This is a genomic window from Bauldia sp., from assembly GCF_020442045.1.
Classification (GTDB): Bacteria; Pseudomonadota; Alphaproteobacteria; order Rhizobiales; family Kaistiaceae; genus Bauldia.
Genome location: NZ_JAGRLA010000187.1, coordinates 1 through 15,405, shown reverse-complemented (window position 1 = coordinate 15,405; position 15,405 = coordinate 1). Strand labels below are relative to the sequence as shown.

At 66.2% G+C, this 15,405-nt stretch carries 10 protein-coding genes; 6 read left to right on the top strand and 4 right to left on the bottom strand.

Annotation, left to right across the window (positions count from 1 at the left end):
• Nucleotides 1-2: 2 nt before the first annotated feature.
• Nucleotides 3-1,004, top strand: coding sequence for an O-fucosyltransferase family protein (locus KDJ86_RS20090; RefSeq protein WP_291750083.1), 1,002 nt, complete (start codon nucleotides 3-5; stop codon nucleotides 1,002-1,004).
• A 94-nt stretch (nucleotides 1,005-1,098) separates the two neighbouring features.
• On the opposite strand, the gene KDJ86_RS20085 is transcribed toward KDJ86_RS20090, so the two are convergent.
• On the bottom strand, nucleotides 1,099-3,006 hold the full coding sequence (locus KDJ86_RS20085; protein WP_291750080.1) for a glycosyltransferase family protein: 1,908 nt from the start codon (nucleotides 3,004-3,006) through the stop codon (nucleotides 1,099-1,101).
• Nucleotides 3,007-3,118: 112 nt separating this feature from the next.
• Nucleotides 3,119-6,310, bottom strand: a complete 3,192-nt coding sequence (locus KDJ86_RS20080; RefSeq protein ID WP_291750078.1) for a glycosyltransferase — start codon at nucleotides 6,308-6,310, stop codon at nucleotides 3,119-3,121.
• A gap of 231 nt (nucleotides 6,311-6,541) precedes the next feature.
• On the opposite strand from KDJ86_RS20080, the gene KDJ86_RS20075 reads away from it, so the two are divergent.
• Complete coding sequence (locus tag KDJ86_RS20075) at nucleotides 6,542-7,513, top strand: GDP-mannose 4,6-dehydratase (RefSeq protein WP_291750076.1); 972 nt, start codon at nucleotides 6,542-6,544, stop codon at nucleotides 7,511-7,513.
• Nucleotides 7,514-7,603: 90 nt separating this feature from the next.
• On the opposite strand, the gene KDJ86_RS20070 is transcribed toward KDJ86_RS20075, so the two are convergent.
• Nucleotides 7,604-8,722 (bottom strand): glycosyltransferase, encoded by a 1,119-nt coding sequence (locus tag KDJ86_RS20070; RefSeq protein WP_291750074.1) that lies wholly within the window; start codon nucleotides 8,720-8,722, stop codon nucleotides 7,604-7,606.
• A gap of 134 nt (nucleotides 8,723-8,856) precedes the next feature.
• On the opposite strand from KDJ86_RS20070, the gene KDJ86_RS20065 reads away from it, so the two are divergent.
• Nucleotides 8,857-10,014 (top strand): glycosyltransferase, encoded by a 1,158-nt coding sequence (locus KDJ86_RS20065; protein ID WP_291750072.1) that lies wholly within the window; start codon nucleotides 8,857-8,859, stop codon nucleotides 10,012-10,014.
• 45 nt (nucleotides 10,015-10,059) lie between these two features.
• Here the strand turns inward: KDJ86_RS20065 and KDJ86_RS20060 are convergent, their stop codons facing one another.
• Nucleotides 10,060-11,184, bottom strand: coding sequence for a glycosyltransferase (locus KDJ86_RS20060; RefSeq protein WP_291750070.1), 1,125 nt, complete (start codon nucleotides 11,182-11,184; stop codon nucleotides 10,060-10,062).
• A 173-nt stretch (nucleotides 11,185-11,357) separates the two neighbouring features.
• Here KDJ86_RS20060 and KDJ86_RS20055 point away from each other — a divergent pair, with 173 nt between their 5' ends.
• The 3 genes from KDJ86_RS20055 to KDJ86_RS20045 all read left to right on the top strand — a co-directional run.
• Entirely contained in the window at nucleotides 11,358-12,464 is a 1,107-nt protein-coding gene (locus tag KDJ86_RS20055; protein ID WP_291750067.1) for a glycosyltransferase, read from the top strand.
• A gap of 178 nt (nucleotides 12,465-12,642) precedes the next feature.
• Nucleotides 12,643-13,782, top strand: a complete 1,140-nt coding sequence (locus tag KDJ86_RS20050; RefSeq protein WP_291750064.1) for a glycosyltransferase — start codon at nucleotides 12,643-12,645, stop codon at nucleotides 13,780-13,782.
• A 20-nt stretch (nucleotides 13,783-13,802) separates the two neighbouring features.
• Nucleotides 13,803-15,405: hypothetical protein (locus KDJ86_RS20045; RefSeq protein ID WP_291750062.1), on the top strand; the 1,603-nt coding region annotated here is incomplete at its 3' end.

Genomic DNA, 15,405 nt, shown 5'->3' with positions numbered 1-15,405 from the left:
CCATGGCCAAGATCATTCGTGTCGATTTCGATCCGAAAGGGCGACTGGCCAATCAGATGGTCCACTACCTGCTGGCGCGAATCCTCCAGGCTTCGGTGCCCGGCAGCGAAATCGTCGGCTGCAGCATGCCGGAATGGCGGATCGAGCATCCCGATCGGGAGCGCGATGCGGCGGAGGTCATAACCCTCTACGGCCACATCATTCCGTGGCGTCATGCGCTTTCGCGACTGCGCGAGTCGGACGACATCGAGATTCACACGAAGAGCCTTGCCGCCCGGCTGGAATATTTCGGCGCCTACCGTGACCTGGCGCGCGAAATCTTCCCGATCCGCCCAGACCTGCAAACCGGTTTCGACCGGGAGCACCTGGTGTTCAACATCCGCACCGGCGACATCTATACGGGCATGCATCCGTCATACACCCTGCTGCCGCTGCGCTTCTATCAGTCGCTGCTCGACAAGACCGGACTGAAGCCGGTCTTCGTCGGCGAGCTGCATGACAACGATTATGTCGCGGCAATACGAAGCCGATTCCCGAAAGCGACCTTCATCTCGAGCGAGCGGCCGGTCGATGACTTCAACATCCTGCGCACCTCGGCCAACGTCGTTCTCAGCACCAGCACCTTTTCGTGGTTGGCGACCTGGATGTCGGTGGCGGCGAAGCGGATCGTCATGCCGGTCATCGGCTTCTACAATCCGCTGGACCGGCCGGACGTGGATCTGCTGCCGGTCGGCGACCGTCGGTACCGGTTCTACCTGTTCCCCAGCGAAAGATTCCGAGGGACCGCGGCCGAGATCGCCGAGAAGATCGACGGTCCGGCCAACGCCCGGTTGATCAGGGCGCCGAGGCTCTTCCGGGCGCGGGCGACCCTCGATGCCTATCGGGCCGGTTCCCTTCCCAAGGGGATCACCCTGTGGCGCGGGATCAGCCCGGCGCTCCCCGGACTCGGGTTCGGTCAAAAGCCGGCCGCCATCCCGCGCGGCGGGCGCCGCGGCGCCGATTGACCGGGCAAGGGAAGCGTCGACGAGGGATTTCAGCCGCGGGCAACCGCCGGCAGGACAAGGTCGGCCGCCGCCGCCGGAGATGTCGGGAGCGGCGCTACTGGCGCGGAAGCGGATATCGGGTGAGGGGGGCGGCCTTGTCCGCGGAGAACCATCTGACGCCCTCCCTGACGACGTCGATTGCGTAGAAGAGGTCGGCCTGGTCGGTGTGCGGATCGATCTCGAGGTCGAAGCGGACGGCGTCGCCGGGAGCCATGTCGCAGGGCAGCAGGGTGCGCCGGTTGCCCTTCCTGACGACAGCGCCGTCGGCCGCGACCAGATGATAGGACAGCCGGACGGGGGTCTCGCCATCCTTGTTCCATGTCTCGCTGTCGAGGTTGGTCAGCAAGACCGGCTGGAGGAATCTCTGCCGCGCCGTCCAGACCCTCGAGGCTCCCGCAAGCTCCACGGCAAATCCCGGCGCGACCGTCTCGTCGACGCCGGCTCCGGCCGGCTCCCTTTCCCTTGCCTCGCGACCCGTGGCGTGTTCGAGAAGCACCAGCCCGCGAAACGACGCAAGCTGGTCGACGATCCGGTAATCGTGGGACTGCAGCACGCCATAGACCATTTCGGCGTCGCGAATGGCGTCATGGAAGAGCAGGTATCGCGGAACGGTCAGTTCCAGCAACTGGCCGAGCGCGCCCTGCCGGTTCGCCGTGCCGTTGGGTGAATCGACGAAAAGCAGGTCCGGCATCGTCAGCCGGCGCGACCGGACCGCCTCTTCCAGGAGAGCGCCGTCAAATCGACGTTCGGCGGAGTCGAATGGCACCAGCGCCACGTCGCAGCCCTTCGACCGGGCGTCCTCGAGCCAGGGACCGTCGAGCGCCTCGATCGACAGAACATGGTCGGCGATCCGGTTGAGCAGGATCGACGTATAGCCGGCACCGATCTCGATGACCGATCGGGCATCGACCGACCGGATCGCCTGCCTGAACCAATGATATTCGTCCGGCTCGAAATAGGCGGCCCCGCAGGGCAGTCCGTTCCATTCGACCGCCGACGCCGCCGTCGACAGGGCAAGGCTGACAAACGTCCGGTGGTGCGGGATGTAAGGGGCCGGGACGTTCGGACTCCGCAACTCGCCGGAGCGGTCGATCAGGGCACGGCCGACCTCGGCGCGCGCATTGGCCGGAAGGGCATTGGCCGCGCTTCCCGGCACATCAAACAGGCTCAGGTTGTCGAACGGCGTGTCGATGGCGTTGGCCGCCACGATCCTCAGGATCTCGGGATCGTGGTCGAACAGAAAGGCGTCGATGTCCTTGATGCCGGCGAAATGAAGAAGTCGCATGGGGCGCGATGTGGGCTCGTTGACGATCCTGCCGTCGCGCGTCCCGAGGAGCGACTTCGGCTTGCCGACGGTTCGCAGGCCCTGCCAGTTGAAGACGGTACCGTCCACGAGGCGAACCGGGATCTTCTCCTTGTTGGCGAAGGCGCAGAGGAAGTGATTGTCCACCAGCCGCGTGTCGAAAATGTAGCGGGCGAAGAGGTCGTCATCCTGGGCGGCGTGATGGAGACCCTCCAGAAACCCCGCCAGCGCCGCGGGGAAGAAGACGATGCCGCTGTTGAAATAGATATCCGCGGCAAGGCCCGGGTCGCCGGGCCACGGATGCTGCTTGTCTTCAATGAACGGGCAGCCGGACATGTCGTCGGCGCAGGCGACCAGCCGTTCCTCGTCTTCAAGCTCGGCCAGTGAGCTCAGGACGATGATGTCGGAATCGAGGAACAGGAACGACCCCTCGGCGGCCGCCAACCGGTAGGCGGTGAACTTGGCGCGCTTCGCGCCATCGGTCGCGATCCCGGCGAGCTCGGTTATCCGGCATCGGCGGTCCGTCAGATACCGGCGGGCGGCATCGGCATTGTCGCAGAAGACCGTGATCGAGCTGTCGGGATGATGCTTCAGGAAAGAAACGACGAGGCGCCGGGTATTGTTCAAATAGGCCGTGTCCGCAATCGTGATCGCACGCATGATTACCTTCTTGATCGCCCCTTTGGGTTCCAGCTTGCCGCCAACCCGGCGCGAAGGGAACCGCAATTGCCTTCGGCCGGCATCCGCACGATGCATGCCCGTGCCGCCGATGTCATCCAGCGCGCGGCGGTTTCCGGTCAATCGCATGCCGGGATCCGGATTCCGCGTTGTGTTTCCGGGCTGGCCTGGAACGCGGTGTGTGGGGATCGAGTCTCAGGAGGGAGACCCGAGCCTTGGATAATCCGAAAACCAACCTGCCCTCGCCTTGATATTCGACGGGCCCGTCGGCGAAGCGACGACCGAGAATCTGGATGGTGATCGTCCCGCTCCTGGTTCCGGTCGGGGCGCATGCGACGCAATGGACACGCCCGTCATCGAGGACGCTGGCAAAGGACCGGGCGCCTTGGATCGCGCTGCCATCCTTGCGGATCATCTGTCCCAGCTCGACATCGACCGACGCATCCAGAATCAGCTCCTTTTCCGTCCCGTGGTCCAGTTCGATCCGAATGTCGGCGAGTCGTCGGCCGACGGGTCGGAGGACGCATTCGAAAAGCAACAGATGGTCGGCCGCTTCGGCATCCTCGAGGCGCCAGACAAGGCCGTGGCGATTGGCGTCCATCGACTCACGGAAGATCTCTTCGCCGGGGAATCCCGCGCCCTCGTCGTGCACGTAGGTGGCGATGCCGACCTTCTCGCATTCGCCATCCGGCATCCCGGCCAGCGCCTGGTCGAAACGGACATCGGCAGCGTCGATCTCGCCAAGCTGGAGCAGCCGGGCGGCGCCGGCCGGGCCGAAAGCGGGGGCCGACCGCGCGGGTTCCTGGCGCAGGCTTCGCGCCGCCTCCTCGACCACGCCGGCGGTGGATTTCGACGTCCGCACCCAGGAGAAGAGACCGGCGCGACGCGGGCTCCGCCTGGCGAGGATGTCGCGCAATGACGAATTGTTCGCCAGCGAGACGATCGCGTCGGCGATGGTCGGCGGGTCCCACGGGTCGGTATACAGGCAGGCGTCGCCGCCGACTTCGGTCAACGACGAGGAAGCCGAGGTAATCACCGGACAGCCGGTGCTCATCGCCTCGATCAACGGCAGCCCGAACCCCTCGAGGAAGGGCGTGAACACCATGAAGCGCGCGCCGTGATACAGCGCCGCGAGCTCCTCATCCATGAGGCCGGAGACAAAGCGGGTCCTGGAGAGGTCGCCGTCGGCATGGACGATCAGCTCCCTGAGGCTGTCGATGGACGTCGGGTCGGCAATGAAGACCGCGGACAGGGACGGGTCGTCGATGTGATCCAGCGCGGCCACCGCCGCGAGGACCGTTCCCGGCGTGTTCTTGCGATGGTCCGGCTGGCACCAGACGACGAAATACTTCTGGTCCTCCAGGTCATATTTCCTGCGCCAGGCCGCACCCGTCTCGTCGCGCCGCAAGAAGATCTCCGATGCTCCAAGCGGAACGACAAACGTCCGCTCCGGTTTCGTCGAGAGGAGATCGACAACGTCACGCATCGTGTAGGTCGAAACGCACACGATGTAGTCATCGGCGCCGACCGACCGGATAATGTTCCCGGTATACTCGCCCTTATGGGCAAAATAGTATGCCTGCCGCGTGAGGTGGAAGACGTCGTGCATCGTCAGGACCCGCGCGCCGTAGCTGACGTCGCCGGGGGAGGGCAGCGGTCCGTATGGCGAGAACAGGACGCGGTCCAGCATCGATCCGGTCGCCTCGCTGACCTCGATTTCCAGATATTCGCCGAACGCCTTCAGACTGCCTCCGAACAGGTCTTCGGTCCGCTTCCTGTCGAAGACGACGGCACGCAAGTCTCGGAAATGGTGCTTGAAATACGCGAGCAACTCGGCGGAGTAGCGGGTGATGCCGCTGTTGCGGATCTTCAGATTGGCGAGTCTGGTGACGTCGAAATCCACGGCCACCCGTGTCGGAGCGGACTTCGGAAAACGCCATTTCGAGTGGCTCTTCAAAAGGTCTCGGATGTTGTCCATCCGTTTGTCTGTCGGCATCGCGATCACGGGTTTCTCCAGTACCGAGGATTCGAGCCTGTCGAGCAGGTCGTGCTGGTTCAGTTCGACAAAGTTCAGCTTGGTCTGGGCGCTATAGAAGAAGTCGGACCTGGACCACCCGAGGAAAGTATAGAAACGCTCGAGCTTGTCGTCGAAATCCTTTCGGCGTATTCCGGCTTCGATAGCCGGTCGGATGCCTTCCATGTCCTGCGTATGGTAGGTCGCGCCGCAAGCGGCGATCGGATTATGCGCGAGCGTGACGACAGGCTTCTCGAGCGCGAGCGCGGAAAAGGCCACCTTCGTGTTGAAGCAGACCACCAGGTCGCATTCGCTGATGATCGAGGCAAGATCGCCGGTGATGATCTCGACGTCCCTGGGCATGTCTTCCTGTCGGATTTCCCGGCAGGCGGGATGGATCTTGATCCGCAAGGAGCCGCCGAGGTCGCGGGCGATTCCCGCCACGTGGTGGATCGCCTCGATCGGGTTTTCGAAGAGCGGATAGTCCAGCGCCCCCTGGGGGTGTCCGTGCTGCGCCCATCCGGTCCAGAGCACGTTGTCCATCGGTACGAAGATGAATGGCTTCGGCAGCCTGGCCAATTCGGCACGGAGCTGCAGCGAGCCCGTCGCCCGCGCCCGGAATCCCTCGGGGTTCCTCGACAGTTCGATTGCGACCTTTCGCCCTTGCCTCCGCCAGGCTTCGTCCCTGGACGAGGCGCGCTTCGGCCACGCCGACCAGAGCTCGGATTCCTGGAATATCCCGTCGGGTTCGATCCAGATGCTGTCGATCGGCGATCGTTCGATGACGAAGGTGGAAACCCCGTAGTGCAGGGCCGCGTCGCGGAACAGGCCGGTGCCATGGTCTATCTTGTTGGTCGTCAGGCACAGGGCCGGGCGTAACTGCCGGAAAATGTAGTCGATATAGAGCGTCAGCTTGGACAGGCCGCGGGCGACGTCGTTGGACAGGTCCGCCGTGTCATAGTCCCAACGCCGCATCTCCCAGTCGATATATCGAAAGAAAGTGTCTTCATCGATCCATGGCGGAAGCCGGACCGTTTCGTCGGCGTCGATATTGCCGAGCGCGCCGGCAAGCTCCGCGAGTCTCGCGGGAATGATGAAGGTATTCTCGTCTTCCGGAATTGCCCGGGCGCTGGCCTTGACCAGGCGCCAGCCCCGGTCACGACATACGCCATCCAGCCCGTTCCAAAACAAGGTCTCGATTCCGGTTGCGAACGACGGATTTGCCGCAACGATTGTCTTTGAAAACAGGTTGAATTCCTTGCCGTTGGACATGTGCCTCCGACACCGAAGTTTCGAAACGGGCGGGTAACCGAGCGGGGCGACTTCACTTCGCCGGACCGATATGCGACAGGCAGCTAGACAATAGTCGTGCGATCGATGTCAAGTGCTGCGGCAGCTTCGGTCGCACTGCCCGTTTCTGGCTTCGACCGCGTCTCGGGCAATGCCGCGATTCGCGACGGCGATGCGCGCACGTGATTCTGTCGCGCCGAAAGGACCGGCCGCGTGGTCAAGGATACCAGGACAGCATTGATCACCGGCATCACCGGCCAGGATGGTGCTTATCTGGCCCGGACGCTGCTGGATGACGGCTACCGCGTGCACGGCACCTCGCGACGCCGGGAGACGGCCGATACCTCGAGGCTGGCCGCGGTCGGAGCGCTTGATGATGTCGAGCTGTTCTCGCTCAACCTTGACGACCTCGATTCGGTCGCCGGCCTGCTCGAGTCCGAGGCCTATACGCATGTCTTCCATTTCGCGGCGCCGTCTTCGGTGGCGCAATCCTTCAAGGATCCCGCGGCGACGATCAACAGCATCGTCATCGGGACGCATAACCTGGTGCAGGCCGTCGAGAAGACGCGGCCGGAAGCGATATTGGTGAATACGTCGTCTTCCGAGAGCTTCGGAACGGTTTCGGCGCCGGCGGACGAGACGTGCCCGTTCCTGCCGAGGAGCCCATACGGCATCGCCAAGGCCACGACGCACTGGCTCGTCGACCAGGGACGGCTCCGCGGCCATCGCTTTTCGTCGGCGATCCTGTTCAATCACGAATCGCCGCTCCGGCCCGAAGCATTCGTGACCCGGAAGATCGTGCTCGGCGCCATCAAGGTCCACAACAAGGAGATCGATCATCTCGACCTCGGCAATCTCGATGTCGTTCGCGACTGGGGCTGGGCGCCGGAATATGTCCAGGCCATCCGGTCGATCGCCGAATGCGACGAACCGAACGACTTCGTCGTCGCCACGGGGGAAGGGATGGAGCTGACGGACTTCGTCGCGACGGCGTTCGGCTGTTTCGGTCTCGACTGGAAGAACCACGTGCGGACGGCGGAAGAATTGCTGCGCCCCGCGGATATCGGATACAGCGTCGGAGATCCGGGCAGAATCCGGCAGCGGCTCGGATGGACGGCCGAGTGCAGGGGGAGACGCCTGGTGGAGCGTCTCGTCGAAGCCGAACTCCGGACGGCGCGCCGCTGAACCCGGTCCCCCGGCGCGGCCGGAGCGGCCCTTGGTTCGCGGTTGCGAAAGCCGGCGGACCGGGCCCGCGGCGGATACCGCACCCACCCGCTATCGCGGCTTGTCGAGATCGGCCTGGATCGCGGCGAGGCTCGCGGATGCGCCGAGGAGCATCGACGCCGTCGACAGCGGGACGTCGCCGGCCATCGTCTGCGCCTTTTCCATCCGCTTGATGGACGGCAGCAGCTTCTCCAGATAGCGCGCGGCGGCCTTTTCCTCGGCGGCCGGATCCGCGACGTGGCCCTGATGCATCGCGATCGCCGAGCGATAGACCGCCTCGAGCTCGCTGGCGAGACGCGGGAAGTCGCAGGCCGACCGCACCTCGGCGGTCGCCGCCGCGGCCGATTCCGGCGCGTAGCCGGCGAATGCCGCCGCCAGGCGATCGGCGCTGGCCACCGGCGCGTCGGCGCCGACCGAGAAATCCGTGTCGCGGAGGCGCGCGACGTCGAGCCGGTCCACCAGCCGCTCACCGCGATCATGCGCGATGATCATGACCGCGCAGCCGCAGGCGAGCGCCTCGATCGCCTTGCGGCCACGCGCGCAGACGATGTCATAGTCGAGAAGCCGCAGCTCGGGGTTGTCGATGACGCGCCCGAACCGCCGCCCGAGATGATCGAGCGAGAGGCCGCGCGCCGCGGCCGCGGCGCGAATCGCCGAGACGACCGGGGAATCGGCTCCGAGCTCATCGTCATAGACGAGGACCCGCCGTGGCGGCGTCGCCGGCTCCCGCCTCCGGGCGAAGCGCTGAAGGTCGACAGCATTGCCGACAAGGTCGATGCGCTCCTCCCCGATGCCTTCCCCCGCAAGCCGGCCGGCGACATCGGTGGAGGGGGCGACATATCGGTGGATGCGCGGATGGACGGGCAGGACGATCGACGATGCCGGCGCGATGCAATGATGGATCGCCGGGACTCCCGGCAGCCCCGACACCGCCGTCATCGCGTCGAGATGGTGGCGTGCGTGGATGATGTCGGGCCGGAACGGCAGCCGTTCGAGGTCGGCCGCGACCGGTATCGAGTCGCGCTCCAGGAAGCGGGGCCGCTGATGCTGGTCGCTGCCATAGACGATGACATAATGGCCGAGCGCCTGCAGGCCCCGGGCAAGATCGCGAACGAAACCGTCCGATCCCGCGCGCTGGTCGAGCCGCTCATTGGTTATCAATATCCGCATCTCTGGCACGTTCCAGGGCGTCTCTCGGGGCTGCTGCGGCCGTCGGTGGTCCCCTCGGAGACCGCGGTGGTCCCCAAGCAACAAGCTCCACCGCGTGGCGGTGTCAACCTTGTTCGGCGCCGGAGCGGGCGCTAGTGTCGCGACAGATATCCCGTCTGCCAGGGAGCACGGGCATCAAGGTCCTCTTCACCTGCTCCAGCCCAAAGCGTGTCGGCGGCATCCAGTCGATCATCCGCGACCTTGCCTCCGGCCTCCGCCGGCGGGGGCATGAGACGCTGGTCTACGGCGTCGGGGAACCGGTCGACGGAGACGCATCGGCCGGTATCGGGACCCCGATGGTCTGGAGCCTGGATGCCCTGCCTTTTGTTCCCGACATCATCCACGGGCATCACCACCTGGTGGCGATGCCGGCCATCATGGCGCTGCCCGGCGTTCCCGCGCTCTATTCGAGCCATGGCGCCACCCATGGCGATCGGCCGCCCAGGCATCCGCGCATCTACGGATACACGGCAATGTCGCCGACGCTTCGCCTCCGCATGGCGACCGAGAGCGGGATCGACGAAGGGGATATCGCGGTCGTCTGCAACACGGTCGACCTGGAGCGCTTTTCCGTCAGGCGCGAGCCGCCGGAGCGACCGCGAAAGGCTCTGGTCTACCGGCGCGACTTCGACCCGGATTCGGCGGTCGGCCGGGAGATCCGCGAGGCGGCGGACGCGGCCGGACTGACGCTCGATTTCCGGGGCCTTGGCACGAAGCTGCGGACCGTCCTGTTTCCGGAAAAGGACCTGCCCCGCTACGACCTTGTCTTTGCCTCCGGGAAGTCGGCCATCGAGGCGCTGGCCTGTGGCTGCGCGGTGATCATACTCGGCAACACCACGTGCGGAGAGCTGGTTCGCCAGTCCAATTTCGATCGGCTCCGGCAAGGCAATTTCACGCCGCCGGTGAATTCGCCGCCGCCGGCGTCCGCTGCCATCCTCGGCGAGATCCGCGGGATCTCGGCGGCCGAGGTCGGCGCGACCTCTCTGCGTCTGCGCCGGGTCGCCGACGCCAGGCGACAGGTCGACGTGTTTCTCGGCATCTACGAGAAGGTCATCGGCATCCACAAGCGGACGCCCCCCGACCTGGCGGCCGAGCAACGGGCGGTGTTCCGCTACCTGCGCGACCTGGTCCCGCTGGTCGAGCCGCTCGACGCGCCGCCCGAAGCGCAGCCGATTCCGCAGAAGAGGAAGGCGGCTTTCGCGGCGCTGGCGCGACAGATCGCGGCGACGATCGAGCCGGACCCCGACGCGTGAGCGCCCCGCGCGATGGACGCTCGGCGAGCGGACGCTCCGCCCCGCCTATCCCTGGAGCGTGTCGGAATCCACCTGAATGGCGGCCATCTTCGCCGACAGGTCGCGGAACGTCGATTCCGACCAGAGCGACATGTCGGAGAACGTCCTTTGCGTGCTGTATTGCCGCTTGAGAGCGGGAACCAGACCTGCGAGATAGGCCGCGATCGCCTTCTCCTCCGCCCTGATGTCCTCGACGTGGCTTTCGTGCATCGCGATAGCGGAGCGGTAGACGGATTCGATCGCCGCCGCATAGGCCGGGAAGTCGCACCGCGACCCGACCATGGCGGCAAGTGCCGCGGTCGTCGGAGCCGAGTAGCCGCGCAGGATCTCGCCAATCCGTTCCGCGGGGGTAGGCGGCCGCGTCGCGTCGACGGAGAAGTCGGCCTCCCTCAGGCGATCGAAATTACCCTCGTCAACCATCTCCCCGCAGCGGTCGTGAGAGACCACGACGACGGCACAGCCGCAGGCGATCGCCTCGATTGCCGCGCGGCCTCTGGCAAAGACGATGTCATAGTCGGGCAGGCGCGTCCCGGCGTTGCCAAAGACGCGCCCGAGGCGTCGCCCGGCCAATTCGACCGAAAGCCCGAGACCGTCCGCCGCCGCCTTGATCGCCGGCACGATTGGCGAATCCGGCAGCATCTGGTCGTCATAGACGAGAAGGCGTTCCGGGCTGGCGGCGGGCCGCGCCGTCGAGGCCAGGCGCAAGGGGTCGACGGCGCTGTGAACGAGGTCGATACGGTCGCGCGGGATCGGCCCCTGTCGCGCGATCCAGTTCGCAATGCCGGTTGCCGGGGCGATGTATCGATGGATGCGGGGGTGGACCGGCAGCACGGTCGACCAGGCCGGACCAATGCAGTGATGGACGACCGGAACGCCGGGAAGGGCGGCGATGGCGGTCATCGCGTCGAGGTGATGCCGCGCATGGATGATATCCGGCCGTACCGGCAGCCGCTCCAGATCGGTCGCGACCGAGATGGAATCGCGTTCGACGAGGCGTCTGCCCTGATGCGGGTCACTGCCATAGGCCATGACATAGTGGCCGAGTTTCTGTAGACCCCTGGCGAGATCGCGAATAAAGCTATCCGATCCGGCACGCAGATCGAGACGCTCATTGGTGATCAGAATCAGCATCCTGCCGGCCAGTATCCCGGGGTGTTCGCGGCCGGCGGCGGCCGACGGTGAATGCTAGGGCTTCGCGCCGGTCCGGGCAATGCGCGCTGTTCCGCCGCGATCGCCGGTCGACGACGCCGGCGCCGGGGTGCGCGCAGCGGACCATCGACGAGCGACCCGAGCGACGAGGCCCCTTGAACATCCTTTTCACCGATTACGGTTTCAATAACCTGGGTGGAGCGGAACGCGCGGCGCGCGAACTGATTCTTTGCCTGGAGGACCGCGGGCACAGGGGCAGGGTCTTCTCGGCATCGATTGGCGGACGGCGCACGGTAGCCCCGACCGCCGGCGTCAAGGTCGTCTGGGACCTGGACGACCTGGATTTCGTTCCCGACGTGATCCATGCCCAATCCCATCTCGATGCGATGCTCGCCATCTCCAGCCTCCCGGACGTGCCGGCGGTCTTCCATTGCCATGGCGGCGGGTTCAGCGACACTCCGCCGATCCATCCGCGGATTTACCGGTACCTGGCGATTACCGAGACGCTGGCGCGGCGCCTTGCGATCGAATCGAACCTCCCGCCATTCCGCATCGAGGTGATCCTGAACTGGGTGGACCTGACCCTCTTCCCGGTTGCGCGTACGCCATCGCCCAAGCCGCGCAAGGCCCTCGTCTTCGGAAATAACATCCGGCCCAACGCGATCGTCGATGCCGTCAGTCAGGCGGTGGCCGGCCAGGGACTTGAGCTGGACCGTATCGGCCGGCGCATTACCAGGGAGATCGACAATCCGGAAGAGGTGCTCCCCAACTACGATATTGTCTTTGCCTCGGGAAAATCCGCCATGGATTCCCTGGCATCCGGCTGCGCGGTGATCGTCCTGGGCCAGCAGGGATGCGGCGAGATGGTCCGCAGCGACAATTTCGACCGCTTCCGGAAAGCGAATTTCACCATACCGGTGAATTCCCCGCCGCCGTCGGTCGAGCGGATCGTCGGCGAAATCGAGCGGTATGATGCGGCGGAGGCGGCGGCCGTCACCCAGCGGCTTCGACGGGAATGCGGAGTCGATCGCGCCGCTTCCCGGATGGAGGAAATCTACGGGGAGGTGATCGCCGAGCACCGGGAGGCGAGGCAGGAACCGGCGGAAGCGCTTCGGGCCACCGGCCGCTATCTTCGGAGCCTGGTGCCCGTCGCCAAGTTGGCCGACGATCAGTCGGAGACCGGCGATGCCGGCTTCTGGTCGTCGGATTCCGCGGCGGAGGCCCTTGCCGCGCAGGTCGCGGCGATTCGCAGGGGCGAGTAGGGACCCTCGATCGGAGGTCGCGATCGCGACGCGAACCTGATCCTTCGCGTGGCCGCTGCCGATGACGCTGGAAATCGCGACCCCGTTGGGCGATGTTGCCGGCCGCGCCACCGGCCACCGGCGATCCCGGCGGCGGGGTCGCGGGTGTCGTGACGACCTCCCGGACGGGACTATCGGTATGCAGGTTCTGATCACCAACGACCGTCTCGATCAGCGCGTGGCCGCGAACCTCTTCGTCCGCGATCTGGCTCGCGCGCTCCAGGAGCGCGGCCACTTCGTCTTCGGCTACGGCAGCGACCCGCGCCAGCAGAGGCGGCTTCTCGACATCGATCCGATCCCTGTCGTCGCCGATCTCGGGAAGCTCTCCGTCCGGCCCGACATCCTTCACGCGCGACATCATCTCGACGCGATGAGCGCGCTCGTCGCGCGGCCTGACTTGCCCGCCGTCTTTCAATGCGACGCGTCCGCCCGGCTTGGCCCCCTGCCGCGCCATCCGCGCATCTTCCGCTATGTGGCATCGACGCCGGGCCTGGCTGCGTGGCTGGAGGAAGCCGGCATTCCGCGGGATCGCGTCGCTCTCGTTCCACCGGGCATCGACCTTCGGCGGTTTGCCCGGGCCCGTGACATCCCCGACCGGCCGACCAGGGCGGCCTTCTACGGTGACCGCTGCCACCCCGACAGTCCGATGGTCGCCGCCGCCGCCGCGGCAATGGCCGGATTCGGGATCGCGCTCGATCTCGTCGGCCGTGACTTCGGCCGCATCTTCGACGAGCCCGAACAGCGGCTGCACGACTATGACATCGTCTTCGCCAGCGGACGCAACGCGGTGGAAGCGCTCGCCTGCGGCTGTTGCGTCGTGATCGCCGATGCCACGACATGCGGCGAGATGGTGACCACCGGGACTTTCGAACATGTGCGGGCGGCCGGCTATGCGCCGGTCGCCACCGAGCCGCCGGACACGGAGAGCGTGCGGACGAGGGTCGAATGCTATTCAAGCACGGATGCGCGCCGGGTCGCGGAGGAGGTGCGCCGATGCTCCGATTTCCGTGATTTCGCCGCGCGGATCGAGGCGATCTATCGGGAGGCGATGGAAGCCCACGAGAACCAGCAGGCGGACTGGGCCGAGGAACAGATGGCGATGTCCGACTACCTCCGGGACATTTCGGCGATGACCAAGCAGACCGTCCGGCGCCAGTCCCGGGACGGCGACATACCGGTCGCCGCCGCCGCCCTTGTCGCGGACGTCTCCGCCAATCTGGTCGCTATCCAGGCAAGCCTCGACCGGTGCCATTGGTGGCCCGATCTGCAGCAGCCGTGACCGGTGGGGAATCGCAGTCAGTGGAACCAGCCCTTGAACGCATCCGGGACGAATTGCGGTCGATCCAGCGCCTCCCGGGTCTCAGCCGCATCGGGCTCGGCGTGCGTCGTCTCGATCATGAGCTCTGGAAGCACGGGCGCGCCCGGCTCGATGCCCATCGCGCCAACGGTGCCGGCGCCCCATCCCGGCAAGCGGGAGACGGGCCGGATGTCTACCTTGCGAGCCACGTCTATGATCAAGGCGGGCACACGGCACTGATCGGGGATTTCGTCCAGGCCCGCCGCGACCACGCGACGGGGGCGCATCTGATCCTCACCAACGCCAGCAAGAAGGACCCTCCCGCGCTCACCGCCGAGGCGCTTGCCCGGACCGGAATCCCGCGGGAGCGCACGACCAGCCTGCAGGGCGTCTCGCTCGACGACAGGCTCGACGCCCTTCTGGCGCGGCTCCTGGAGCTTGGTCCCGGCCGGCTCTTCCTGTTCCACCATCACGACGACCCGGTCGCGGTCGCGGCATGCCAGGCGGAGATCTGCGCCGATTGCGTGCTGGTCCACCACAATGACGGCAGGCCGTCCTTCGGGCTGCACATGCCGGACATCACGCTCATCGAGCTCAATCCCCTGGGGGCCGCCATTGCCCGCGCCCAGCGGCTTTCCCCGGAATTGCTTCCGTTGACCTGCCCGGACCCGGGACCGCGCCCGCACGGCTTCCTCCGCAACGGCGCCCTGGTCACCGCGACCTCCGGAACGCCGCTCAAGTTCGACGGCGACTATGCCTACACCTACCCCGAGGCGATCGCCCTGATCCTGAAGACCACCGGTGGCCGCCACATCCATATCGGCCCGCTGAACGACGAACTCACCGGCGGGATCGACCAGGCGCTTCGGCGCGAGGGGATCGATCCGCGAGGCTTCGTGCACCGCCCCTGGGTACCGTCGGTGGCGAAGGCGTTGTGGGACTGTGATTGCGACGTCTACGTCGCTTCCTTTCCAACCGACGGGGCGCGGGCACTGGTCGAGGTCGCCGCCTCCGGCACGCCGTACCTCGCCCACACCAGGCGACCGCACCGGAATCCCGAAAACGACCCGATGACGGGCGCGGGCACCGGCTGGTGGCGCAACTGGGACGAGCTCGAGGCGCGGCTCGGGGAGCTGTCCGACCGGCGGCGGCTGGAGACCCGGTCGGAGCAGATGCGACAGCGCTATATGCGCTTCCACCATCCTTCGGTCTTCGAGCGCACGCTCGACGACATCCTGGCCGGCAAGGAGGGCCTGGCCGACCCCCAGGCCGCCGGCCGCGACCGGGCCATGCTGGCGCTGATCACGGCGGCTCTGGCCGATGATGTGATCGAGGAAAGCGCCGTCTCGCGTAACGCCCTCGGGGCGTTCAGGAGGGATTCGGACGCCTTCCGGCGTGACATCGAGGCTTCCGCCACGAGGTTCCGGGCCGGCGAAGAAGCGGCGAGGAGCGCGGTGGAGGGCAACCTCCTCAAGGCGATCGGACAGAGTGACCGGGCGACTTCGGAAAAGGTCGAGCGGCTGGCCGGCGAACAGGCGACGCTCGCCGAAGCGCATGGCCGTTTGTCGGAGGCGCATGGGCGACTGGGAGAGGCTCACCGGCAAT